Raw genomic sequence first — 24,664 nt, 5'->3', positions numbered from 1 at the left:
GTTCACTACCATGCTGATTGATCAGAAAATCCCTTTAGGCCAGTACATCGCGGGCTTCGTTGAATGGTTGACGCAACACGGCGCCAGCACCTTCGACGCAATCGCCGTGACACTGGAAACGATGATCCACGGCGTGACGTTTGCGCTGACCTGGTTCAATCCCTTCGTCTTGATCGGCCTCATCGCCCTGCTCGCGCATTTCATCCAGCGCAAATGGGGGCTGACTGTTTTTGTGATTGCCTCGTTCCTGCTGATCCTCAACCTGGGGTACTGGCAGGAAACCATGGAAACCCTCGCCCAGGTCATGTTCGCGACCCTGGTCTGCGTGGTCATTGGCGTGCCGTTGGGCATCGTCGCTGCGCACAAGCCGATGTTCTACACTTTAATGCGTCCGGTACTCGATCTGATGCAGACCGTACCGACCTTCGTTTACCTCATTCCTACCCTGACCCTCTTCGGGCTGGGTGTGGTGCCGGGCCTGATCTCCACGGTGGTGTTCGCCATCGCTGCGCCGATCCGCCTGACCTACCTGGGCATCCGCGATGTCCCGCAAGAACTGATGGACGCCGGCAAGGCCTTCGGCTGCTCGCGTCGCCAATTGCTCTCACGGATCGAACTGCCTCACGCCATGCCGAGCATCGCTGCCGGCATCACCCAGTGCATCATGCTGTCGCTGTCGATGGTGGTGATCGCGGCACTGGTGGGCGCCGACGGACTCGGCAAACCGGTGGTCAACGCACTGAACACTGCTGATATCGCCCTGGGCTTCGAAGCGGGCCTGGCGATCGTACTGCTGGCGATCATGCTCGACCGTATCTGCAAACAACCCGACGCCAAAGTAGGGGGTGACGCATGAGCATAATTCGCTTCGATAACGTTGACGTGATCTTCACCAAGGATCCGCGCGAAGCACTGAAACTTCTCGATCAAGGCTTGACCCGCAGCGAGATCCTGAAAAAGACCGGGCAGATCGTCGGCGTGGAAAAGGCCAGTCTGGACATCAACAAGGGCGAGATCTGCGTACTGATGGGCCTGTCCGGCTCCGGCAAGTCAAGCCTGCTGCGCTGCATCAACGGCCTCAACACCGTGAGTCGCGGCAAGCTGTTCGTCGAGCACGAAGGCAAGCAGATCGACATCGCTTCCTGCACCCCGGCCGAACTGAAAATGATGCGCACCAAACGCATCGCCATGGTGTTCCAGAAGTTCGCCCTGATGCCGTGGCTGACGGTGCGCGAGAACATCAGCTTCGGTCTGGAAATGCAGGGCCGACCGGAAAAGGAACGGCGCAAGCTGGTCGACGACAAGCTCGAACTGGTCGGCCTGACTCAATGGCGCAACAAGAAGCCCGATGAACTCTCCGGCGGCATGCAGCAGCGTGTGGGCCTGGCCCGGGCGCTGGCGATGGATGCCGATATTCTGCTGATGGACGAACCGTTCTCGGCACTCGACCCGCTGATCCGTCAGGGCCTGCAGGATGAACTGCTGGAATTGCAACGCAAGCTGAGCAAGACCATCGTTTTTGTGAGTCACGATCTCGACGAGGCACTCAAACTGGGTAGCCGCATCGCGATCATGAAGGACGGCCGGATCATCCAGTACAGCGTGCCGGAAGAGATCGTACTGAACCCGGCGGACGACTATGTGCGCACCTTCGTGGCCCACACCAATCCGCTCAACGTCCTGTGTGGCCGCAGCCTGATGCGCACGCTGGACAACTGCAAACGCATCAACGGTTCGGTATGCCTCGACCCGGGTGGCGATTCGTGGCTGGACCTGGCCGAAGGCAACACGATCAAGGGTGCGCGGCAGAACGGTTCGGTACTGAACCTGCAGAACTGGGCACCGGGGCAAGCAGTGGAAGCGCTGGAGCGCAAGCCGACACTGGTGGACTCGAACATCGGCATGCGCGATGCGCTGCAGATTCGCTACCAGACCGGCAACAAACTGGTGCTGCACGACAACAACCATGTGGTGGGGATTCTGGGCGACAGCGAGCTGTATCACGCGTTGCTGGGCAAGAACCTGGGGTAAGAACCACAGACACAAAAACGCCGCGAGAGGATCGCGGCGTTTTTGTTTATCGGAATACAGGGCGTTCAGCGTTGGAGCTGATGGCCCCTTCGCGAGCAAGCCCGCTCCCACATTTGAAATGCATTCCAATGTGGGAGCGGGCTTGCTCGCGAAGAATGCGGCACGGTGCTTCAGACAGAAACACCGCACCACCTACAACTTAGCTATACACCCGGCCAAGGAGCTGCCGATGGCTTTCAAACTGATCGAGCACATCGCGTGTGATCTGATCCTGCGTGAAGCCCATCAGGTCGTAGTCCTGGCTGCCGTTGTGCAAATACACCTCGGCGCGGTAGTAACGCTGGCGCGCTTCATCGGACTGGGCCGATTCGGTCGGGGTCGCCAGGTAGCCGTCCAGGCTCACTTCGTAGACGAAAGGGTTGCCCTCTTCCATCTCGACGCGCACGCCCATGCAGCGCTTGGATTTGCCCAGCAGCGTCTGCACTTCCAGACCCTGTGCACGCAGTTGCGCAGCAGCGTCGTCCAGTGCCGGGGTCACGTGTTTGTCCATGAAGCGCTGCACCACCGATTGGCTCGGTTGCAGATCCAGCTGCGTCAGACGCTCGCTGAAACCACGACGACCGCGCTCAGCCAGTTGCGCCTGCTCCTGTTCGATTTGCACGTCCTGGCGCATGGCCTTGTGCAAGCCGAACATGAAGAACACCAGCACCACCGAGAACGGCAGACCGGCCAGCACCACCATGGTTTGCATGGCTTCGAAGTTACCGGCGAACAGCAGACCGATGGTCACCAGCGTGATCACCACCGACCAGAAGATCCGCAGCCAGTGCGGCGCATCTTCATCAACGTTGCCGCCCTTGCAGGAAAGATTCGCCATCATCACCGCGCCGGAGTCGGCCGGGGTCAGGAACAGCACGAAACCGACGAAGATCGACACACCGATGACGACTTTCGACGCCGGGTAGTGTTCCAGCAACTGGTAGATCGCCATCGACGGCTGTTCCAGCGCCGTCTTGCCAAGCTCCACCGCCCCCTGGTTCATCACCAGATCCAGTGCCGAGTTACCGAAGATCGACAGCCACGCCAGGGTGAAACCCAACGGGATCAGCAGTACACCAGCCACCAGTTCACGCACGGTACGACCACGGGAAATACGCGCGATGAACATGCCGACGAATGGCGCCCAGGAAATCCACCACGCCCAGTAGAACAGGGTCCACAGGCCCAGCCAGCGGTCGGACTTGGCGCTGTCGCCTTCATAGACGTACAGGTCGAAGGTCTTCAGCACCACGCCGTTGAGGTAGTCGCCGATGTTCTGCACGAAGCCGTTGAGCAGGTGCAGGGTCGGGCCGAACAGCAGGACAAAAATCAGCAGGCCGCTGAACAGCACGATGTTCAGGTTGGACAGACGACGAATGCCGTTTTCCACGCCGGACACGGCAGCGATGGTCGCCACGGTGCTCATCACGATGATCACGATCAAAAGGTTGGTGTTGCTGTGCTCCATGCCGAACAGGTTTTCCAGACCCGAGGACACCTGCAGCGAGCCGATCCCCAGGTTGGTCACCAGACCCAGCAGGGTCACGAACATGCCGAAGCCGTCCACCGCGTGACCGGCCGCGCCTTTGACCCAACGCTCGCCGACCAGCGGATACAGCGCCGAACGCAGGGCCAATGGCTGGTTATGACGGTAAGCGAAGTACGCCACGGCCAGACCGACCAGCGCATAGATCGCCCAGCCGTGCAGGCCCCAGTGCAGGAAGGTCAGTTGCACCGCCTGACGCGCGGCCAGGTTGGTGGCCGCTGCGCCTTCCGGCGGATTGAAGTAGTGATCCAGCGGCTCGGAGGCGCCGAAGTACAGCAGCGAAATGCCGATACCCGACGAGAACAGCATCCCCGCCCAGGCGCCGTAGCTGAAATCCGGGGTGTCGTCCTTGCTGCCCAGTTTGAGTTTGCCGTAGGAGGAAAACGCCAGGCCCACCACAAACACCAGGTAGGCGGCGATCACCACCATGTAGTACCAGCCGAAGCTGCGCGACAACCAGGCCTGAGCGATACCCAACAATCTGCCGGCCTCTTGCGGGGCGATGATCAGAATGGCGGTCAACAACAGAATCAACGCGGTAGAGGTGTAAAACACCCAACCGTTGACCGTCACCTTCTCGGGCGGGGTCTTTATAAGAGAGGCAGAACTCATGGCACAAATGCTCCAGGCAGTGCGAGAGAAGAACACAAGGCAACACGGAACCCGACCAATCGGTTAGTTGGCAGCCGACCGGCGGGTGATATAAAGACACCCCGAAAAAAGCCCGAACCTGCCGAAATGGCGTTGCGAATCGCTTTCGTGGCCAAAGCTGTGCGGACGTTCATCCGAAACCTGGCCCCGAGCGTCTTGCCCATTCAACACGTCCATCGAACAGCGAACCGCGCCATGCCCCACGCAGGTTTCAAGCATTTTCGGATGTCGTTTTATCGCCATTTACAAGCAGAAAAAATCTGTAGGCAGCGACGATTTGTCGCAGATCTTATTCTTTGTTGATTGAACGTTCAATCAAAACAAAATAGACTGGCCCTCAATCCGATAGGCGTTTATCGCCCGTCGGAAGGCCTAAGGAGATGTGCAAGATGCCCAAGGTCGGTATGCAACCCATCCGCCGCCAACAACTGATCGAAGCCACGTTGCAGGCGGTCGATCAGGTCGGTATGGGGGACGCCAGCATTGCGCTGATCGCCCGTTTGGCCGGTGTCTCGAATGGCATCATCAGTCACTACTTTCAGGACAAGAACGGCCTGATTGCCGCCACGATGCGGTATCTGATGAACGTCCTCAGCGAGAACGTCACCGCGCGCCGGCAGGCGCTGGCAGACAGCAGCCCACGGGCGCATCTGCAGGTGATCATCGAAGGCAACTTCGACGCCAGCCAGGTCAATGGCCCGGCAATGAAAACCTGGCTGGCCTTCTGGGCCACCAGCATGCACCAGCCGTCTTTGCACAGGTTGCAGCGGATCAACGATCACCGTCTGTATTCCAACCTGTGCTGCGAGTTCCGCCGTGTGTTGCCGCTCGAAGATGCGCGCAGCGCCGCGCGTGGACTGGCAGCGTTGATCGACGGCTTGTGGTTGCGCGGCGCACTGTCGGGAGACGCTTTCGACACCGCGCAGGCGCAACAGATCGCTTACGAATACATGGATTTCCAATTGGCCAAGCAGGTGAGTTAGAGCACACAGAAAACGCTCGGCCCCTGAACCGCCATCGCAGCACCACCGCGATGGTCAACGCCAACCACTAATGCACTTGCGAGGACACTATGGCCCGTTTCGAACTGCAAAAACTCTACATCGATGGCGCGTACTCCGACGCTGGCAGCGATGCCACTTTCGAAGCCATCAACCCGGCGAACGGTGAAGTCCTCGCCCAAGTGCAACGTGCGACCAAGGAAGACGTCGAGCGTGCTGTGGTCAGCGCTGAAAAGGGCCAGAAAATCTGGGCCGCGATGACCGCCATGGAGCGTTCGCGCATCCTGCGTCGCGCCGTCGACATCCTGCGCGAGCGCAACGATGAGCTGGCTGCTCTGGAAACCCTGGACACCGGTAAAGCCTTCTCCGAAACCAAATACGTCGACATCGTCACCGGCGCCGACGTGCTGGAATACTACGCAGGCCTGGTGCCGGCGATCGAAGGCGAGCAGATTCCGCTGCGCGACACTTCCTTCGTCTACACCCGTCGCGAGCCACTGGGCGTGGTCGCCGGTATCGGCGCGTGGAACTACCCGATCCAGATCGCGCTGTGGAAATCCGCACCGGCCCTGGCTGCTGGTAACGCGATGATCTTCAAGCCAAGCGAAGTCACCTCGCTGACCACCCTGAAACTGGCCGAAATCTACACCGAAGCCGGCCTGCCAAACGGCGTGTTCAACGTGCTGACCGGCAGCGGCCGTGAAGTCGGCACCTGGCTGACCGAGCACCCGCGCATCGAGAAAGTCTCCTTCACCGGCGGCACCGACACCGGCAAGAAAGTCATGGCCAGCGCTTCGGCTTCGTCGCTGAAAGACGTGACCATGGAACTGGGCGGCAAGTCGCCGCTGATCATCTGCGACGACGCCGACCTGGATCGCGCCGCCGACACCGCGATGATGGCCAACTTCTACAGCTCCGGTCAGGTCTGCACCAACGGTACTCGCGTATTCGTACCGAGCCACCTGAAAGCCGCTTTCGAAGCCAAGATCGTCGAGCGCGTAGCGCGCATCCGCATCGGCAACCCGGAAGACGAAAACACCAACTTCGGCCCACTGGTCAGCTTCGCCCACATGGAAAGCGTGCTGGGCTACATCGCCAAGGGTAAAGAAGAAGGTGCCCGCGTGCTGTGCGGCGGCGAGCGTCTGACCGACGGTGAATTCGCCAAAGGCGCATTCGTCGCGCCGACCGTGTTCACCGACTGCACCGACGAAATGACCATCGTTCGTGAAGAAATCTTTGGCCCGGTGATGGCGATCCTCTCCTACGAGACCGAAGAAGAAGTGATCCGCCGCGCCAATGACACCGACTTCGGCCTGGCCGCCGGTATCGTCACCAAAGACCTGAACCGCGCGCACCGCGTGATTCATCAACTGGAAGCCGGTATCTGCTGGATCAACGCCTGGGGCGAGTCCGACGCGAAGATGCCGGTTGGCGGTTACAAGCAGTCGGGCGTGGGCCGTGAAAACGGCATCAGCTCGCTGACCAACTACACACGCATCAAATCGGTACAGGTCGAGCTGGGCGATTACGTCTCGGTGTTCTGATCTGACGCAGAGTCTGGATGGGGCCTTTGTGGTGAGGGGATTTATCCCCGACGGGCTGCGAAGCAGCCCCCATCCAGACCCTGCAACTCTCCAGACAGAACTCATTCGCTGGCTTTACGACTGCTGCGCAGCCGGTCGGGGATAAATCCCCTCACCACAGGGGATTTTCTCCTCAGCACAGGTTTTGCAGTGTTCCGGCGATCTTGACCTGACCACATCTAAAGAGGGTGCATTCAATGTCCCAAGAATTCGATTACATCATCATCGGTGCCGGCTCGGCCGGTAACACCCTGGCGACCCGTCTGACTGAAGACGAAGGCGTCACCGTGCTGCTGCTCGAAGCAGGCGGCCCGGACTACCGCTTCGACTTCCGCACGCAAATGCCGGCCGCGCTGGCATTCCCGCTGCAGGGTCGTCGCTACAACTGGGCGTACGAAACCGATCCGGAGCCACACATGGACGGCCGCCGGATGGAGTGCGGTCGCGGCAAAGGCCTTGGCGGCTCCTCGCTGATCAACGGCATGTGCTACATCCGTGGCAACGCGATGGACTACGACGGCTGGGCGAAGCTGCCAGGTCTGGAAGACTGGTCGTACCTCGACTGCCTGCCGTACTTCCGTAAAGCGGAAACCCGCGATATCGGCCCGAACGACTACCACGGTGGCGACGGCCCGGTCAGCGTGACCACGCCGAAGGCGGGCAACAACCCGCTGTTCCACGCCATGGTTGAAGCCGGCGTGCAGGCCGGTTACCCGCGCACCGAAGACTTGAACGGCTACCAGCAGGAAGGCTTCGGCCCGATGGACCGCACCGTGACGCCGAACGGCCGTCGTGCTTCCACCGCCCGTGGCTACCTCGACGTCGCCAAAAAGCGCTCGACCCTGACCATCGTCACCCACGCCCTGACCGACAAGATTCTGTTCGAAGGCAAGCGTGCGGTCGGCGTGCGGTACCTGGTCGGTTCGGCAGAAGAGCGTGTTGAAGCCAAAGCGCGCAAGGAAGTCCTGCTGTGCTCCGGCGCCATCGCTTCGCCGCAGATTCTGCAGCGCTCCGGTGTCGGCCCGGCAAAACTGCTGGAAAGCCTCGACATCCCGGTGGTGCATGACCTGCCGGGCGTCGGTGAAAACCTGCAGGATCACCTTGAGTTGTACCTGCAATACGCTTGCACCCAACCGGTCTCCCTGTACCCGTCGCTGCTCTGGTACAACCAGCCGGCCATCGGTGCCGAGTGGCTGTTCAACGGCACCGGCATCGGCGCCAGCAACCAGTTCGAAGCTGGCGGTTTCATCCGTTCGCGTCCGGAATTCGAGTGGCCGAACATCCAGTACCACTTCCTGCCGGTAGCGATTAACTACAACGGCAGCAACGGTGTGAAAGAGCACGGCTTCCAGGCACACATGGGTTCCATGCGTTCGCCGAGCCGTGGTCGCATCCAGTTGAAGTCCAAGGATCCGCGTCAGCACCCGAGCATCCTGTTCAACTACATGGCCACCGAGCAGGACTGGCAGGAGTTCCGTGACGGCATCCGCCTGACCCGCGAAATCATGCAACAGCCTGCGCTGGACGCTTTCCGTGGCCGCGAAATCAGCCCGGGCATCGACGTGCAAACCGATGAGCAGCTGGACAAGTTCATCCGCGAGCACGCCGAAACCGCGTTCCACCCGTCCTGCTCGTGCAAGATGGGCACCGACGAGATGGCCGTAGTGGATGGCGAAGGTCGCGTGCACGGTATGCAGAGCCTGCGTGTGGTCGACGCTTCGATCATGCCGATCATCACCACCGGCAACCTCAACGCGCCGACGATCATGATCGCCGAGAAAATCGCCGACAAGATCCGTGGCCGCAAGCCACTGCCGCGTAGCAATGCTGCCTACTACGTGGCTGGCGGTGCGCCGGTGAAGGGCAAGCCGATGCGTGATATCACCCCGGCTGCTCAGTAATTCCATTACACCGCGTCACGGCTAATCGCGAGCAGGCTCACTCCTACAAGGATCTCCAGTGAACACGCATTATGTGAACACTGGAGATTAACTTGTAGGAGTGAGCCTGCTCGCGAAGGGGCCCTCACATTCAGCACAAATTCCCCTGCTGCACAGTAAATCCTCCTACACCCCCTCTTCACTTGATCCTACCCCCACGCAGGCCTACTCTAGGCCTCGCGCAATCGTTTCCCCCCTCCCCGCCGAATCGCTTCACCCCGCAACTCCATAACAAGGAGGTTCCCGAATGTTCGATTTTCACCCCCAGCTCAAGCAGCGCTTCGCTGCCTTGCGCACGGGCGCCGAGTTTTTTTCCCTGCGGTATGTACGCGAGTCCGGCCAGTACCTGTCGGTGCGCAAGAACGTCGCCGAGCCGCCAAGCCTGAGCCGCGACGAAGGCGCGATGCTCACCGTGCGCGTCAACGGCGTTGAAGCCTATGCGGCGACCAACGACCTGTCGCAGCAAGGCCTGCAAGCCGCCCTTGAGCGCGCCGAACAGCAGGCCCGGCGACTGAAGCCGCACGCCTTGCTCGACCTGCGCGAACAGCCTGTATCGAGCGATCGCGCTGATTACTTTTCGCCCAATCTTGAGCAACCCTTCCCGTCCCTGAGCGAATGCTTCGAGCTGCTCGGCGCGGAATCCGCCTCGGTGCCAAAGGATGAGCGCCTGGTGAACTGGGAAGCGAGCATCGGCATCACCCACGTCGAGCAGATCTACCTGAGCAGCGCCGGTGCCGAATTGCGCCAGGCCCAGCGCTTCGTCTATCCGAGCCTGGATGTCACCGCCTACGACGGCCACGACAGCCAGACCCGCTCCCTCGGCCGCGAGAACTTCGGCCAACAGGGTGGCGCCGACGTGATCAGCCGTTGCGGCCTGGTCGGCGCCGGCCCGAAGGTGGCCGATCAGGCCTTGCAACTGCTGCTCGCGCCGAACACCCCGCAAGGCCCGCGCGATCTGTTGCTGATGCCGGACCAGATGATGCTGCAGATCCACGAGTCGATCGGTCACCCGCTGGAGCTCGACCGCATCCTCGGTGACGAGCGCAATTACGCCGGCACCAGTTTCGTCAAAACCAGTGACTTCGGCAGCCTGCAATACGGCTCGAAACTGCTCAACGTGACCTTCGATCCGGACATTCCCGAAGAGCTGGCCAGCTACGGCCACGATGACGACGGCAGCAAAGCCAGCAAACAATTCCTGATTCGCGAAGGCTTGCTGTTGCGGCCATTGGGCGGCGCACTGTCGCAGTTCCGTGCCGGTCTCGACGGCGTTGCCAACAGCCGCGCCTGCGGCTGGAACCGGCCGCCGATCGACCGCATGGCCAACCTCAACATCGAGCCGGGCGACCAGTCGCTGACGCAACTGATCAGCGGCATCGAGCACGGCATTCTGATGAGCACCAACCGTTCATGGTCGATTGACGATGCGCGCAACAAATTCCAGTTCGGTTGCGAGTGGGGTCAGTTGATCGAGAACGGTGAACTCAAGGGTGTGGTGAAAAATCCGAATTACCGAGGCATTTCCGCGCACTTCTGGAAGAGTCTGCGCGCGGTCGGCAATGCCGGCACCCGAATGGTGCTGGGCACGCCAAACTGCGGCAAGGGCGAGCCGAACCAGGTGATCCGCGTCGGCCACGCTTCACCGGCCTGCGTATTCAGCAACGTTGATGTGTTTGGGGGAGACGCCTGATGAGCATTTCGAAGAGTCAGTCCGACGCCTTCAAGGTCATGGTCAATTGGCTGCGCGACAGTGTGCGCGAGCCGGAGCAATTCACCCTCAGCTACGCCGCCGAGTCCTCGGCGTTCGTGCGTTTCAATCACGCCAAGGTGCGTCAGGCCGGCCAGGTGCAGCAAGCCGACGTCGGGCTGAAGCTGATCAACGACGGCCGTCACGCCGATCTGCACATCACCCTGTCCGGTGATCAGGAAGCCGATCTGCAACGCCTCGCCGAAGGCCTGCAACAACTGCGCGAAACCCTGCCGCTGCTGCCACAGGATCCGTACCTGCTGCTCAACCACAACGGCTGGCAGAGCTACAACGTGCAGGAACATCCGCTGCCGGACACCGAGCAGGTGGTCGAGGAAATCTGCACTGCTGCTGAAGGTCTGGATCTGGTCGGCTTCTATGCTGCCGGCCCGATCAGCCGTGGTTTCGCCAGTTCCTCAGGGGCGTTTGGCTGGCATCAGGCCAACAGCTTCAACTTCGACTTCAGCCTGTTCCACGACAACGGCGAAGCAGTGAAAGCCAGCTACGCCGGGCACGAGTGGAGCAGCGAAGGCTTCACCCGACGCTTCCAGCAGGCCCGCGAGCAACTGGCGTTCCTTGGTCGACCGTTACGCACCCTCGCACCGGGGCAATACCGCGCGTACCTGGCGCCGGCCGCGCTGGAAGAAATCATGGGCATGCTCAGCTGGGGCGGCTTCTCGGCGCAGTCGATTGCCAGCAAAAGCAGCCCGCTGCAGAAGCTGTATGTCGGCGATCAGACGTTCAGTCCGCTGGTCTCGCTGGATGAGCAAGTCAGCGGTTCGTTGAGCCCGGCATTCTCCGGCGAGGGTTATCCGCGCAGCGATCTGCGGCTGATTGTCGAAGGCAAGGCCGGCGATCAACTGGTCGGTTCGCGCAGTGCCGCCGAGTACGGCCTGACCGCCAACGGCGCCAGCGGCGGTGAAATGCCAAGTGCGCTGAACATGGCCGCCGGTGATCTGTCACAGGCAGAGATCCTCAAGCAGTTGGGCACCGGGCTGTACATCAGCAATCTGTGGTACCTGAACTACTCGGATCAACCGGCGGCGCGCCTGACCGGCATGACCCGCTTCGCAACTTTCTGGGTCGAGAACGGCGAGATTCAGGCGCCGGTCAGCACCATGCGCTTCGACGACAGCGCCTACAGTCTGCTGGGTTCGCAGCTGGAAGCATTGACCGCCGAGCGTGAGTTGCTGCTGTCGGCGAGCACGTATAGCCAGCGCAATACCTCGTCGGCGTTGTTGCCGGGGGCGCTGGTGAGCCGACTGACCTTGACCCTGTAAACGCAAACCTCCAGCACACCTTGGGATCAAGTACTGGAGTGAACCCTGTGGCGAGGGGATTTATCCCCGATGGGTCGCGTAGCGGCCCCGCTTTTAAAATCAAATGCAGGGGACTGCTGCGCAGTCCATCGGGGATAAATCCCCTCACCACAGAGTTTCATGCACAACAAGCCATTTGGATTAACCACCCACAAGAGGTTCCATGCCCACACGCCCGCCTCTCGACGCCATCACCGCCCGCTGGTTGCCGTGGGTCGTCGCCATTGCGTTCTTCATGCAGTCCCTCGACGGGACCATCCTCAACACCGCCCTGCCGGCCATGGCCCGGGATCTGGCCGAAGACCCGTTGCGCATGCAAGGTGTGGTCATCGCCTACATGCTCACCGTGGCCTTGCTGATTCCGGCCTCGGGCTGGATCGCCGACCGCTTCGGCACCAAGAAAATTTTCTTCGGCGCGATCCTGCTGTTCAGTTTCGGCTCGCTGCTCTGCGCCTTGTCCAGCAGCCTGAGCATGCTGGTCGGCGCGCGGGTGATCCAGGGTCTGGGCGGCGCGTTGATGCTGCCGGTCGGACGGCTGGTGGTGCTGCGCGCCTACCCGCGTTCGGAACTGGTGCGGATCATGGGCTTCATCACCATTCCCGGCCTGCTCGGCCCGCTGATCGGCCCGACCATGGGCGGCTGGATGGTGCAATACCTGACGTGGCACTGGATTTTCCTGATCAACCTGCCGGTCGGTATTCTCGGCTGCTACGCGGTGTGGAAATTCATCCCCGACCTGCGCGGTACTGAACGCACGCGCTTCGATAGCCTCGGTTTCCTGCTGTTTGGCGCGGCGATGATCCTGATCACCATCGCCATGGAAGGTCTGGGCGAATTGCACTTGCCGCATCTGCGGGTGATGTTGCTGCTGTTCGGCGGTCTGGCCTGTCTGGCGGCGTACTGGCTGCGCGCCGGGCGCGTCGAAAATCCGCTGTTCGCCCCTTCGCTGTTCAAGACCAGGACTTTCGCGGTCGGAATTATCGGCAACCTGTTCGCCCGCCTGGGCAGCGGCGCCCTGCCGTTTCTGGTGCCATTGCTGCTGCAGGTGGCGCTGGGTTATTCGCCATCGCAAGCCGGGATGAGCATGCTGCCGCTGGCTGCAGCGGCGATGTTTGCCAAGTGGATGGCGCGGCCGCTGATCGAACGCCTCGGCTATCGCATTGTGCTCACCGGCAACACTCTGGCGCTGGGGATCATGCTGGCGAGCATGGGCCTGGTCAGCGAGCAGACACCTTACTGGCTGCTGCTGTGCCTGCTGGCGGTTCTCGGCGCGATCAACTCGCTGCAATTCACCGCGATGAACACCGTGACCCTGATCGACCTCGACGACGCCAGCGCCAGCAGCGGCAACAGCTTGCTGTCGGTGGTGGCGCAATTGTCGCTGAGTCTGGGCGTGGCCTGTGCCGGTGCGTTGCTCGGCGGGTTTACGGCGGAGATCGGCAACGACGGCGTCGAGACCGTGCTGGGTGCGTTCCAGCTGACGTTTGTCACAGTCGGAGTGATGGCGATGCTGGCGGCAACGATCTTCTCGCAACTGTCGAAAGAGGACGGCCGCCGGGTCAAACGCCCGGATGAACATCCGGATGAGCACATCGAACACTAGACAGTGTCATGTTTTGTGAATGCTTTTGTGGTGAGGGGATTTATCCCCGATGGGCTGCGCAGCAGCCCCATAATCTGCCGCCTCAGTACATCAGGCTGATCGCATTCAACCTTTTCAGGGGGTGCTGCGCACCCCATCGGGGATAAATCCCCTCGCCACAGGTTTATCTTCATTCAAGGAAAGCCTGGGGGAATGAAATCAGGCACTGTTCGTCCAGAACTTTCGAGGAAAGTGGCACGGGGCTGCTACACTGCGCGACATTTTGTTTTGCAGGCCAGTCCCGTGACCACCATCGCCACCGCTTTTAATACTCTGCCGCTGTCCGCCGCCATGCTGGCTAACCTCGAATCCCTCGGTTATGCCCAGATGACGCCGATCCAGGCGCAGAGCTTGCCGGTGATCCTCAAGGGGATGGACCTGATCGCCCAGGCCAAGACCGGCAGCGGCAAGACCGCCGCGTTCGGCATCGGCCTGCTGAACCCGATCAACCCGCGCTACTTCGGTTGCCAGGCGCTGGTGATCTGCCCGACCCGTGAGCTGGCCGACCAGGTCGCCAAGGAAGTCCGGCGTCTGGCCCGTGCCGAAGACAACATCAAGGTCCTGACCCTGTGCGGCGGCGTGTCGTTCGGCCCGCAGATCGCTTCGCTGGAGCACGGCGCGCACATCATCGTCGGCACCCCGGGGCGTATCCAGCAACACCTGCGCAAGGGTTCGCTGGTGCTCGACGGCCTGAACACGCTGATCCTCGACGAAGCCGACCGCATGCTCGACATGGGCTTCTACGACGCCATCGAAGACATCATCGAAAAGACCCCGGCACGCCGCCAGACCCTGCTGTTCTCCGCCACGTACCCGGTGGGCATCAAGCAACTGGCGTCGAAATTCATGCGCGATCCGCAAACGGTGAAAGCCGAGGCGTTCCACGACGACACGCAGATCGAGCAGCGTTTCTACGAGATTTCCCCGGAAGAGCGCATGAGCGCAGTGACCAAAGTCCTGCACCACTTCCGCCCGGCTTCCTGCGTGGCGTTCTGCTTCACCAAGCAGCAAGTGCAGGAAACCGTTGACCACCTGACCTCCAAAGGCATTTCCGCCGTCGGCCTGCACGGCGATCTGGAACAGCGTGACCGCGATCAGGTGCTGGCGATGTTCGCCAACCGCAGTACTTCGGTTCTGGTCGCCACCGATGTCGCCGCTCGTGGTCTGGACATCGACGCGTTGGACATGGTGATCAACGTCGAGCTGGCCCGCGACTCGGAAATCCACATTCACCGCGTCGGCCGTACCGGTCGTGCCGGCGAGAAAGGTATTGCGGTCAGCCTCGTGGCACCGTCCGAAGCGCATCGCGCGCAAGCCATCGAACAGCTGCAGAAAGCTCCGCTGAACTGGGATCAGGTAGACAATCTCAAGTCCCAGGGCGGCGCCCCGCTGCAGCCACCGATGAGCACCCTGTGCATCGCCGGCGGGCGTAAAGACAAAGTGCGTCCGGGCGACATCCTCGGCGCACTGACTGGCGACGCCGGCATCCCCGGCGCCCAGGTCGGCAAGATCGCGATCTTCGACTTCCAGTCGTATGTGGCGGTTGAACGCACCGTGGTCATGCAGGCACTGCAGCGCTTGAACAACGGCAAGATCAAGGGCCGTTCGCTGCGCGTGCGGGTTTTGTAAACGATCTTCCAAGCAAAGAAGATCCCCTGTGGGAGCGGGCTTGCTCGCGAATGCGGTGTATCAGGCGACTTATGTGTCAACTGACATACCGCATTCGCGAGCAAGCCCGCTCCCACAGTTTGTTTTGTAGCGACCTACCAAGAGGACACCGTTTTGCGCTCTACCGAAGTCGTGATCATTGGCGCTGGCGCCGCAGGGTTGATGTGTGCACTGACCGCCGCCGGGCGTGGGCGTCAGGTGTTGCTGCTCGATCATGCGAACAAGGCCGGCAAGAAAATCCTGATGTCCGGTGGTGGCCGCTGCAATTTCACCAACATGTACACCGAACCGGGCAATTTCCTCTCGGGTAACCCGCATTTCTGCAAATCGGCACTGGCGCGCTACACCCAGTGGGATTTCATCGGCATGGTCGCCAAGCACGGCGTGCCGTATCACGAGAAGAAACTCGGTCAGCTGTTCTGCGATAACAAATCCAGCGACATCCTCGGCATGCTGCTCGACGAGTGCGATCAGGTCGGCGTCGAGCTGCACCTGGACACCTCGATCCAGACCATCGAGAAAGTCGAAAACGGCTACCTGCTCGACACCACCCTCGGCCAGCTCCAGTGCCAGTCGCTGGTGATCGCCACCGGCGGGCTGTCGATCCCGACGCTGGGCGCTACCGGTTTCGGTTATCAGGTCGCCAAACAGTTCGGCCATGAACTGCTGCCGACCCGCGCCGGACTGGTGCCGTTCACCATCACTGATCAGCTCAAGGAACTGTGCACCGAGCTGTCCGGTACTTCGGTGGATTGTCTGGTCAGCTGCAACGACCAGAGCTTTCGCGAGAACATTCTGTTCACTCACCGTGGTCTCAGTGGCCCGGCGATTCTGCAGATCTCGTCGTTCTGGGAGCCGGGCGACACCGTGGAGATCAACCTGCTGCCGGATCACGACACCGCGGCATGGCTGCAGCAGCAAGTAGCCGAACGCCCGAACAGCGAGCTGAAAACTTTGCTTGGTGAGATCTTCACCAAGAAGATGGCCAATCTGCTGGCGGACAACTGGTTCGTGTCCAAACCGATGAAGCAGTACACCCACGCCGAACTGGCGCAGATCGCCGACAAGCTCGGCAGCTGGAAAGTCGTCCCGGCCGGCACCGAAGGCTATCGCACCGCCGAGGTCACGCTGGGTGGCGTCGATACCCGCGAAGTGTCGTCCAAGACCATGGAGTCGCTGAAAAGCCCGGGGCTGTATTTTGTCGGCGAAGTGCTCGACGTCACCGGGCATCTGGGCGGTTTCAACTTCCAGTGGGCCTGGGCCTCGGGTTACGCGGCCGCGCAGTACGTCTGATCCAACACAAATCAAAAACTGTGGGAGCGGGCTTGCTCGCGAATGCGCTGGATCAGTCGACATACATGTTGAATGACACACCGCTTTCGGGAGCAAGCCCCCTCCCACAGTTGTTATGCGTGATGCAGTAAGGAACACTTTTTGCTGTCAGATGTGATCGGCGCCATTGCGTCGGCGTCATTACTGGCTCAATTTAGCGGCATCGCCTCGGAAGGCCTTCGCACTTCATGTCCTCGACCTCGTTTCGTCAGTCTTTGCGGCGCCTGTGGGCGCTGGATAAATTCAGCTACAGCGTGCGGGTGTTCATCGCCCTGACCGGCAGCATGGCGCTGTGTTGGTATCAGGATGAAATGGGCCTGTTGATCCCGTTGTTCCTCGGGATCATCGCCAGCGCCCTGGCCGAGACCGACGACAGTTGGCAGGGGCGCCTCAACGCCCTCGCCGTGACGCTGGTGTGTTTCAGTATCGCCGCGCTGTCGGTGGAACTGCTCTTCCCCTACCCCATCGTGTTCGCCATCGCCTTGGCCTTGGCCAGCTTCGGCCTGACCATGCTCGGCGCACTCGGCGAGCGTTATGGCGCGATTGCCTCGGCGACGTTGATCCTGTCGGTCTACACCATGATCGGCGTGGATCAGCGCGGCGGCGCGGTCACCGATTTCTGGCACGAACCGATGCTGCTGGTGGCGGGTGCCGCGTGGTACGGCCTGCTCTCGGTGCTGTGGCAGGCGATGTTTTCCAACCAGCCGGTGCAGCAGAGTCTGGCGCGGCTGTTCCGTGAACTGGGTTTCTACCTGAAGCTGAAAGCCTCGCTGTTCGAGCCGATCCGCCAACTGGACGTCGAGGGGCGACGGCTGGAACTGGCGCAGCAGAACGGTCGAGTGGTAGCGGCGCTGAACAGCGCCAAGGAAATCATTCTGCACCGGGTCGGCAACGGCCGCCCGGGGTCGAAAGTCAGCCGTTATCTGAAGCTGTATTTCCTCGCCCAGGACATTCACGAACGCGCCAGCTCCTCGCACTATCCGTACAACGCGCTGGCCGATGCGTTCTTCCACAGCGACGTGCTGTTCCGCTGCCAGCGTTTATTGCGCCAGCAGGGCAAGGCCTGCCGCGCGCTGGCCGAATCGATCCAGATGCGCCAGCCGTTCGTCTACGACGCCAGTTTTGCCGAAGCACTGACTGACCTCGATGCCTCCCTTGAACACCTGCGCATCCAGAGCAATCCGGCGTGGCGCGGCCTCCTGCGTTCGCTGCGCGCACTGGCAGCCAACCTCGGCACCCTCGACCGTTTGCTCAGCGACGCGAGCAACCCGGATGCCTTGGCGGACGCCACCGACAGCAGCCTGCTCGACCGCTCGCCGCGCAACCTCAAGGACGTGTGGATTCGCCTGCGTACGCAACTGACACCGACTTCCCTGCTGTTCCGTCACGCCCTGCGCCTGCCGCTGGCGCTGAGTATCGGCTACGGCATGGTGCATCTGATTCACCCGTCGCAGGGTTACTGGATCATCCTCACCACGCTGTTCGTCTGCCAACCGAACTACGGCGCGACCCGGCGCAAGCTCGGTCAGCGGATTCTCGGCACCGCCATCGGCCTGACCGTGGCCTGGGCGCTGTTCGATCTGTTCCCCAGCCCGCTGGTGCAGTCGTGCTTCGCGATCGCCGCCGGGGTGGTGTTCTTTACCAACCGCACCACGCGCTACACCCTGGCGACCGCCGCCATCACCATCATGGTGCTGTTCTGCTTCAACCAGATCGGCGATGGCTACGGGCTGTTCCTGCCACGACTGTTCGATACCCTGCTCGGCAGCCTGATCGCCGGCCTGACGGTGTTCCTGTTCCTCCCGGACTGGCAGGGCCGACGCCTGAACAAGGTGCTGGCCAACACCCTGACCTGCAACAGCATCTACCTGCGCCAGATCATGCAGCAATACGCTGCCGGCAAGAGCGACGACCTCGCCTATCGCCTGGCCCGACGCAACGCGCACAACGCTGATGCGGCGCTGTCGACAACGCTGGCGAACATGCTCATGGAGCCGGGGCATTTCCGTAAGGAAGCGGACGTCGGTTTCCGTTTTCTGGTGCTGTCGCACACCCTGCTCAGCTACCTCTCCGGGTTGGGCGCGCATCGCGAAACGCAGCTACCGGCAGACGTGCGTGAACAACTGATCGACGGCGCCGGAGTGAAACTGGCCGCGAGCATCGACGACATTGCCCAGGGCCTGGCGAACAAGCAACCGGTGGCGATTCAGAGTGACGAAGAAGAAGCGCTGGCCAATGAGCTGGAGCAGATGCCCGACGAGATCGATGAAGGACAGCGACTGGTGCAGACGCAACTGGCGTTGATCTGCCGGCAGCTGGGGCCGTTGCGGACGTTGGCGGCGCATTTGATCAAAGACACCAGTGAGGTCAGCGGCGGCTGATCAGACGCCATCGCGAGCAGGCTCACTCCTACAAGGGAACGCATTTCAAACTGTAGGAGTGAGCCTGCTCGCGATAGGGCCATCAGCCACTTAACAAATTCTGGATCAGCTCTCACATCCCATGCTGGCGCAGCAACTTGTCATAACTGCCATCCGCCTTCATCGCCGCAATCGCCTTATCAAACCCGGCCACAATCTGCTCATGCTGCGGATTCTTCAGGCTTACCAGAATATGCAGGCTGTTCTCGCTCAACGGCTTGGGCAGAAACTCCACGGCGTTGCGCACTTTGGCTGATTCGCGGGCCAGGTAATAGCGCGCGACGTATTCATCTTCCAGAGTCAGCTTGACCCGGTCCGCCGCGAGCATGCGCACGGCCATGGCGAAGTTATGCACAGGGACTTTCTCCAGTGCAGTATCGGCATCGAAGGCCTGCGAGTAGGCATAACCGCGCACCACCGCCACCGGGTAGGTGTGCAGTTGTTCGAGGCTGCCGTACTCCAGCGGCGTGTCCTTGCGCTTGAGAAAGCGGATGCGGTTGAGCAGGTATTCGCCAGAGAACTGGCCGATTTTGGTCCGTTCGTCGTTGTACCAGGCATTGACCAGCACGTCGTATCGTCCTTCGCCCACCCCCAGCAGTGCCCGCGCCCACGGCACCTGCTCGTAGTCGCTGGCATAACCGGCCCGCGCCAGCGCGGTGCTGACGATGTCGGTGGCCAGACCACCGTTGACCAGCGTGTCGTCGGTAAAGGGCGGCCAGATATCAAACACCAGTCGCAACTTGTCCGCTGCGGCGGTTTGGGCCAGCAAGAGCAATCCGATCAAAGCAAAGGCTCGATGCAGTCGCGGCATGCTTGAAAATCCTTAGCGGGCGGGCTGCCCAGCGTGTTTTCAGTCAAAACCCCAAGGCCCCTTACCGGCGAAACCCAGGCCCTAACAGTAGCTCATTGAAGCCAGTGCACAGCGCTTTCCAGCAGATTACACAAAGCAGCCGCCACCGCGAGAAAGGAATGATGGCATTTTGACCTTTGTCACAGACTGTTCCGCCATACAGACATCCAGAGCCTGTGCCCTTAGTATCGGGCGACGGTGTTCAAGGAGTCGGAAGATGACAATCGAGTGGATCTGCAAGCATCACAGTGATCTGGGCAAAGAAGAGTTGTACGCACTGCTGAAGCTACGCTCGGAAGTGTTCGTGGTCGAACAGAAATGCGCCTACCCGGACCTCGACGGCCAGGATCTGGACGGCGATACCCATCACCTCATGGGCTGGGAAGGCGATCAACTGATGGCCTATCTACGCCTGCTGGATCCCGAATCCCAGGGCGGTGACGTGGTGATCGGCCGCGTGATCATTGCGCCGCAGGGCCGCGGCAAAGGGCTCGGGCATGTGATGATGGAGCACGCGCTGAAACAGGCCGGGAAGCATTGGCCGCAGGTGTCGATCTATCTGTCGGCGCAGGCGCATTTGCAGGGGTATTACGGCAGGTACGGGTTTGTGGTGGCGGGTGAGGAGTATCTGGAGGATGACATTCCGCATATCGGCATGCGTCGTTCTTGAGGGCCCCTTCGCGAGCAAGCCCGCTCCCACATTTTGATCGCATTCCATCTGAAGGAACTCGGTCTACTGTGGGAGCGGGCTTGCTCGCGAAGGCGTCAGCTCAGGCACTGCGAACCTCAGGGATACTCCAGCACAGCCTTGATCTGCCGCAGATTACGCTCGATCCACCCGCGATCGATCGCTCCCCACTCGCGAATCCGATAGCGCCCGGCATGGTTGCGCGCGCCCTCTTCCTGCTCGAATTCACAGACGATATCCAGATCCGCCAGCGCGGCGATCGTGTCCTGCGCCGTGCGCCGGGGCATGCCGGTCACTTCGGTCAGCGCCGGGACGCTTGGGGCCAGGCCGCTGTCGATCAGGTAGGCCACGTACAGGCGCCGGTAAAAGCTGCTTTTGGTCTTGCTGACGTCCATGCATGGGCTCCGTTAATTAAAAGATCAAAAGATCGCAGCCTTCGGCAGCTCCTACAAATCGCGCCACGTCAGGTACACCCGCAAATCGAACTCGATCTGGTGATACCCCGGCAGCATGTGTTCGCACAATTTATAGAAGGCCTTGTTGTGATCCGATTCCTTGAAGTGCGCCAGTTCGTGCACGACGATCATCTTCAGGAACTCGGGGGCTGCCTCCTTGAACAACGAGGCGATGCGAATCTCTTTCTTGGCCTTGAGCTTGCCACCCTGCACCCTTGAGACTGTGGTGTGCAGGCCCAGCGCACGGTGCGTCAGGTCGAGGCGATTGTCGAACAGCACCTTGTCGATGGCCGGCGCGTTGCGCAGGTATTCCTGCTTCAGGTCCAGCGCGTAGCTGTACAGCGCCTTGTCGCTCTGCACATCGTGACGCCCCGGATAGCGTTGGCTCAGGTAGTCACCCAGACGCTGTTCGGCGATCAGTTGGCGCACCTGATCCTGCAATTGCGCGGGATAGGCCTGGAGGTATTTCAACGCAGTCATGGGCACGGCAATACGGTTCGAAAAGAGCGCCAGTGTAGCGAATTCAAACCGGCAGCGCGCCCCAGTCGAAGGGCTCGGCGAAGCTGGCGGCGTCTTCGGAGGTCAGCGGGCGCGCCACCAGGAAACCCTGCACATATTCGCAGCCATGCGCTTGCAGCCATTGGTACTGCTCGATGGTTTCCACGCCTTCGGCGATCACCAGCAAACCGTACTGCTTGCACAGATTGATCACGTTGCTGACCAGCGCCGCGTCGCGCGTCGAATCCGGCAGCCGCGCAATCAGGTGTCGATCAAGCTTGAGCGTGTCCAGCTCCAGATCACGCAGATGCGCCAGCGAGCACGGCCCTGAACCGAAATCATCCAGCGCCACCCGCACCCCGAGATTGCGCAGCAGGCGCAGCTGTTTGCGGGTCTCGTCGGGGTTGTGCATCAGTGCGTCTTCGGTGACTTCGACCTCCAGTTGCCGTGGCTCCAGCGCGTGCCGCTCCAGCACCTGACGTAACTCGGTGACCAGGTTCGGCAGCCCGAACTGGGTGTTGCTCAAACTCACGCCAAGCACCAGATCCTCGGCGAACAGGGTTTCCCAGGCTTTACGCTGGCCGGCGCCGCGATGATAGATCCAGCTGCCGAGCCGACTGATCAGCCGTGCCTCTTCCAGCAATGGCAGGAACAGCCCCGGCGGCACATCGCCAACGCTCGGATGCTGCCAGCGCAGCAACGCCTCGAAACCGCGGATCTGCCCGCTGTCGATCGCCACTTGCGGCTGATACACCAGATTGAAATCACGGTTCTCGATGGCATTGCGCACGCTCTCTTCGAGCATCAGCCGAGAGCGGGCGCGGCCGTTCATTTCGTGATCGTAAAAACGATACTGCTGACGCCCGGCGCGCTTGGCTTCGTACATGGCAATGTCGGAGGCGCGCAGCAAGCCATCGAGGTTCGAGCCGCAGTCCGGGTAGGTGGCGATGCCGATACTCGCGCCTAGGGCGATGTCCAGTCCTTCGATCTGCTGACAGACCGATACCCGCTCGATGAGCTTCTCGGCAATCTTCGCCGCCTGCTCGGGGAACTCCAGATCGAGCAACGCCGTGAACTCGTCACCGCCCATGCGCGCGAGAATATCGAACGGCCGCAGGCAGGCTTTCAATTGCTCGGAGACCCAGCGCAGCACCCGGTCGCCAGCATCGTGGCCGAGGGAATCGTTGACCCGCTTGAAACCATCGAGGTCGAGATACAGCAGCACCCAGCTGCTGTCGCTGCGTTCACCGCGCAGCAGCAGGTTTTCCACCGTCTGATAAAAGCCCCGGCGATTGAGCAGACCGGTCAACGGATCGGTGACCGCCTGAAATTCCAGCTGCTGATGCAGGTGACGCACCACTGACATGTCCAGCACCGTCACCACCATCGCCCGCTGCTCGGCGGGCAACGGCGCACAGGACAACGCCACCGGCACCTGTTGCCCCGGCGCCGTCCGCAACAACGCATCATGCAGACGCAAAGTCTCACCGCGTTTATAACCGGCCAACAATTCGGAATTGGCCCACAGCGGGATGTGCGGTTTCTGCAGGAAATCGAGAAACTCCTTGCCCTCCAGCTCCTTCACCGGCGCATTCAGCAGCCGCGAAATCGCCGGGTTAGCGAAGCGGATCAAACCGTCCTCGCCGAGCACCAGAATGCCTTCCGCCGCGTTATCCAGCACCGAGGCATTAAAGGCCCGAGCGACCTCCAGATCATGACTCAGACGCTGCAAGGCGCGGCGGTTGCGCTGGTGTTCGAGCAATGCCTGGACTTTCGGTTTGAGGATCTGCGGATCGAACGGTTTGAACAGGTAATCCACCGCGCCACTGGCGTAGCCCTTGATCACGGCGTCCTGGGACTGTTCGTTGGCGGTAAGGAAAATGATCGGCGTGAGGCGTGTGCGCTGGCTGCCGCGCATCAATCGCGCGACTTCAAAGCCGTCCATGCCCGGCATCTGCACATCCAGCAGCACCAGGTCGACGTCGTGTTCGAGCAGCAGATTGAGCGCCTCGAAGCCGGAGGCGGCGGTCATGACGTGCCAATCCTGACGCTGCAGCAACGCGCGCATGCTGATCAGGTTTTCAGGGTAATCATCAACGATCAAAAGGACAGAGCTGCCTTCACCTGGCTGGGGTTGCGCGCATTCCATGCTGCTTCTCTTGTCGGGACATCTCTTGTCGGACTATCGGCCGGTTCTTGGGAAAACCGTACAGTTACTGAGCCATCACTCTAGTCGCGGATCTGTGAAAGCAGAAGCTGTCACGCCGCCATCATTTAGCCAAAGCGGCGACTTACCGACTAACGGTCACCCCTGCAGCCCCCGAAAACCGGCACAGATGGCATTTCGACAGGATGTTGACGCCAATCATCTGCCAAACGGGCGTTAACAAAAAACTCCTCTACGCTTATAACTGCCGCCCGAAAAGGCGCGGGCTAGAGCTTCTGGCACTCGCGTTCAGGATGAATTGAGTGGAAGAACCGACATGATCGATCTCGCAACCTGGAACCTCAGCGTTCCCGTCGGCAGTCCGCCGTACACCGTCGAAACCTCCAAACTGGTGAATGGCTTCAAGGATCAGTACTTCCATTCCGACACCGGCACGCTGTTTTTCTGGTCACCGGTGACCGGGTCAAAAACCGAAAACGCCATCTACCCGCGCACCGAACTGCGCGAAACCTTCAGCAACGGCACACTGCGCAACTGGTATTACCCGGACGCCGACAACACCCTGCGCGCAACCCTCGCGGTGAACAAGGTGCCCAGCTCCGGCAAGATCGTCATCGGCCAGATCCACGCGTATGAAAGCCAGAAGCCGATGGTCAAACTCGAATACCAGTACAAGACCAAGACCGAAACCGGCAACCTCGTCATCAAAGTGCGCATGCACCCCGATGACGACGAAAGCCGCGTCATCACCCTCGCCACCGGCATCAAACTCGACCGCGAATTCAACTACCTGATCCACCTCAGCCCCGGCGGAGCACTGGGCGTGAGCGCGGCGGGTTACCAGTGGGATTCACAGATCAGCGCGACGTGGCGCAACAAGCCGCTGTACTTCAAGGCCGGGGTATATGTGCAGGACAACACTGGATATACCAGTGAGGGTGGGCAGGTGACGTTTACCAAGCTGGATATTGATCACAACAAGTGACATCGGCGGCCCCGATACTTACACAAAACCCTGTGGGAGCGGGCTTGCTCGCGAATGCGGAGTGTCGTTCAACATCAATATTGCTGACCCACCGTATTCGCG

The 24,664-nt window shown here is 60.9% G+C and carries 18 protein-coding genes; 13 read left to right on the top strand and 5 right to left on the bottom strand.

From position 1 onward, the window contains the following. The first annotated feature begins 10 nt into the window (after positions 1-10). Together choW and choV are read left to right on the top strand one after the other, a co-directional pair. On the top strand, positions 11-856 hold the full coding sequence (gene choW / locus QMX91_RS12055) for a choline ABC transporter permease subunit (protein WP_007962645.1): 846 nt from the start codon (positions 11-13) through the stop codon (positions 854-856). Further along, positions 853-2,031, top strand: coding sequence for a choline ABC transporter ATP-binding protein (gene choV, locus QMX91_RS12050; RefSeq protein ID WP_007962646.1), 1,179 nt, complete (start codon positions 853-855; stop codon positions 2,029-2,031). Before choW ends, choV begins: the two co-directional genes overlap by 4 nt. A gap of 199 nt (positions 2,032-2,230) precedes the next feature. On the opposite strand, the gene betT is transcribed toward choV, so the two are convergent. Further along, entirely contained in the window at positions 2,231-4,228 is a 1,998-nt protein-coding gene (betT, locus tag QMX91_RS12045; RefSeq protein ID WP_097089039.1) for a choline BCCT transporter BetT, read from the bottom strand. Positions 4,229-4,656: 428 nt separating this feature from the next. Here betT and betI point away from each other — a divergent pair, with 428 nt between their 5' ends. The 9 genes from betI to yccS all read left to right on the top strand — a co-directional run bounded on the left by betI (position 4,657) and on the right by yccS (position 18,880). Then, positions 4,657-5,250 carry a transcriptional regulator BetI gene (betI, locus tag QMX91_RS12040; protein ID WP_025108530.1) on the top strand — a complete coding sequence of 198 codons (594 nt, stop codon included), beginning with the start codon at positions 4,657-4,659 and terminating at the stop codon, positions 5,248-5,250. Between the two features lie 89 nt (positions 5,251-5,339). After that, the gene (gene betB, locus QMX91_RS12035; protein ID WP_027610639.1) at positions 5,340-6,812 is read left to right on the top strand and encodes a betaine-aldehyde dehydrogenase; all 1,473 of its coding nucleotides are present in this window, start codon (positions 5,340-5,342) and stop codon (positions 6,810-6,812) included. A gap of 236 nt (positions 6,813-7,048) precedes the next feature. Further along, positions 7,049-8,752, top strand: coding sequence for a choline dehydrogenase (gene betA, locus QMX91_RS12030; RefSeq protein ID WP_098966005.1), 1,704 nt, complete (start codon positions 7,049-7,051; stop codon positions 8,750-8,752). Between the two features lie 286 nt (positions 8,753-9,038). Further along, on the top strand, positions 9,039-10,481 hold the full coding sequence (locus QMX91_RS12025; protein ID WP_282412761.1) for a TldD/PmbA family protein: 1,443 nt from the start codon (positions 9,039-9,041) through the stop codon (positions 10,479-10,481). Then, complete coding sequence (locus tag QMX91_RS12020; protein ID WP_282412760.1) at positions 10,481-11,818, top strand: TldD/PmbA family protein; 1,338 nt, start codon at positions 10,481-10,483, stop codon at positions 11,816-11,818. Before QMX91_RS12025 ends, QMX91_RS12020 begins: the two co-directional genes overlap by 1 nt. A gap of 202 nt (positions 11,819-12,020) precedes the next feature. Then, positions 12,021-13,460: a multidrug transporter subunit MdtD gene (gene mdtD, locus QMX91_RS12015; RefSeq protein WP_210556460.1), complete on the top strand. Its 1,440-nt coding sequence runs from the start codon at positions 12,021-12,023 to the stop codon at positions 13,458-13,460. 282 nt (positions 13,461-13,742) lie between these two features. Continuing rightward, the gene (dbpA, locus tag QMX91_RS12010; protein WP_007962660.1) at positions 13,743-15,128 is read left to right on the top strand and encodes an ATP-dependent RNA helicase DbpA; all 1,386 of its coding nucleotides are present in this window, start codon (positions 13,743-13,745) and stop codon (positions 15,126-15,128) included. Positions 15,129-15,281: 153 nt separating this feature from the next. Beyond that, positions 15,282-16,460 (top strand): NAD(P)/FAD-dependent oxidoreductase, encoded by a 1,179-nt coding sequence (locus tag QMX91_RS12005; RefSeq protein ID WP_282412759.1) that lies wholly within the window; start codon positions 15,282-15,284, stop codon positions 16,458-16,460. Positions 16,461-16,687: 227 nt separating this feature from the next. After that, positions 16,688-18,880, top strand: a complete 2,193-nt coding sequence (yccS, locus tag QMX91_RS12000) for a YccS family putative transporter (RefSeq protein ID WP_183784879.1) — start codon at positions 16,688-16,690, stop codon at positions 18,878-18,880. Positions 18,881-18,992: 112 nt separating this feature from the next. Here the strand turns inward: yccS and QMX91_RS11995 are convergent, their stop codons facing one another. Then, entirely contained in the window at positions 18,993-19,730 is a 738-nt protein-coding gene (locus QMX91_RS11995) for a transporter substrate-binding domain-containing protein (RefSeq protein WP_139055221.1), read from the bottom strand. A 256-nt stretch (positions 19,731-19,986) separates the two neighbouring features. Between QMX91_RS11995 and QMX91_RS11990 the strand changes: the two genes are divergently transcribed. Then, complete coding sequence (locus tag QMX91_RS11990) at positions 19,987-20,439, top strand: GNAT family N-acetyltransferase (RefSeq protein ID WP_282412758.1); 453 nt, start codon at positions 19,987-19,989, stop codon at positions 20,437-20,439. 116 nt (positions 20,440-20,555) lie between these two features. Here QMX91_RS11990 and QMX91_RS11985 read toward each other — a convergent pair whose 3' ends face one another. The 3 genes from QMX91_RS11985 to QMX91_RS11975 are packed head-to-tail and all read right to left on the bottom strand — an operon-like array spanning position 20,556 to position 23,559. Next, positions 20,556-20,852, bottom strand: coding sequence for a winged helix-turn-helix domain-containing protein (locus tag QMX91_RS11985; RefSeq protein WP_003229005.1), 297 nt, complete (start codon positions 20,850-20,852; stop codon positions 20,556-20,558). A gap of 51 nt (positions 20,853-20,903) precedes the next feature. Then, positions 20,904-21,392, bottom strand: a complete 489-nt coding sequence (locus QMX91_RS11980; RefSeq protein ID WP_098966017.1) for a M48 family metallopeptidase — start codon at positions 21,390-21,392, stop codon at positions 20,904-20,906. 43 nt (positions 21,393-21,435) lie between these two features. Then, complete coding sequence (locus QMX91_RS11975) at positions 21,436-23,559, bottom strand: EAL domain-containing protein (protein WP_282412757.1); 2,124 nt, start codon at positions 23,557-23,559, stop codon at positions 21,436-21,438. Between the two features lie 334 nt (positions 23,560-23,893). Between QMX91_RS11975 and QMX91_RS11970 the strand changes: the two genes are divergently transcribed. After that, complete coding sequence (locus QMX91_RS11970; protein ID WP_027610627.1) at positions 23,894-24,562, top strand: polysaccharide lyase family 7 protein; 669 nt, start codon at positions 23,894-23,896, stop codon at positions 24,560-24,562. Positions 24,563-24,664 lie beyond the last annotated feature (102 nt).

The organism is Pseudomonas sp. PS01299, assembly GCF_029960145.1.
Lineage (GTDB): Bacteria > Pseudomonadota > Gammaproteobacteria > Pseudomonadales > Pseudomonadaceae > Aquipseudomonas > Aquipseudomonas putida_A.
Note: the sequence above shows the minus strand (reverse complement) of the source record. Positions and strands in the feature narration are given on the sequence as shown.

Bases quoted from the DNA above. Each gene is read 5' to 3' on its own strand.
- choW (WP_007962645.1), top strand. From the start codon at position 11: ATGCTGATTGATCAGAAAATCCCTTTAGGCCAGTACATCGCGGGCTTC.
- choV (WP_007962646.1), top strand. From the start codon at position 853: ATGAGCATAATTCGCTTCGATAACGTTGACGTGATCTTCACCAAGGAT.
- betT (WP_097089039.1), bottom strand. From the start codon at position 4,228: ATGAGTTCTGCCTCTCTTATAAAGACCCCGCCCGAGAAGGTGACGGTC.
- betI (WP_025108530.1), top strand. From the start codon at position 4,657: ATGCCCAAGGTCGGTATGCAACCCATCCGCCGCCAACAACTGATCGAA.
- betB (WP_027610639.1), top strand. From the start codon at position 5,340: ATGGCCCGTTTCGAACTGCAAAAACTCTACATCGATGGCGCGTACTCC.
- betA (WP_098966005.1), top strand. From the start codon at position 7,049: ATGTCCCAAGAATTCGATTACATCATCATCGGTGCCGGCTCGGCCGGT.
- QMX91_RS12025 (WP_282412761.1), top strand. From the start codon at position 9,039: ATGTTCGATTTTCACCCCCAGCTCAAGCAGCGCTTCGCTGCCTTGCGC.
- QMX91_RS12020 (WP_282412760.1), top strand. From the start codon at position 10,481: ATGAGCATTTCGAAGAGTCAGTCCGACGCCTTCAAGGTCATGGTCAAT.
- mdtD (WP_210556460.1), top strand. From the start codon at position 12,021: ATGCCCACACGCCCGCCTCTCGACGCCATCACCGCCCGCTGGTTGCCG.
- yccS (WP_183784879.1), top strand. From the start codon at position 16,688: ATGTCCTCGACCTCGTTTCGTCAGTCTTTGCGGCGCCTGTGGGCGCTG.
- QMX91_RS11995 (WP_139055221.1), bottom strand. From the start codon at position 19,730: ATGCCGCGACTGCATCGAGCCTTTGCTTTGATCGGATTGCTCTTGCTG.
- QMX91_RS11990 (WP_282412758.1), top strand. From the start codon at position 19,987: ATGACAATCGAGTGGATCTGCAAGCATCACAGTGATCTGGGCAAAGAA.
- QMX91_RS11985 (WP_003229005.1), bottom strand. From the start codon at position 20,852: ATGGACGTCAGCAAGACCAAAAGCAGCTTTTACCGGCGCCTGTACGTG.
- QMX91_RS11980 (WP_098966017.1), bottom strand. From the start codon at position 21,392: ATGACTGCGTTGAAATACCTCCAGGCCTATCCCGCGCAATTGCAGGAT.
- QMX91_RS11975 (WP_282412757.1), bottom strand. From the start codon at position 23,559: ATGGAATGCGCGCAACCCCAGCCAGGTGAAGGCAGCTCTGTCCTTTTG.
- QMX91_RS11970 (WP_027610627.1), top strand. From the start codon at position 23,894: ATGATCGATCTCGCAACCTGGAACCTCAGCGTTCCCGTCGGCAGTCCG.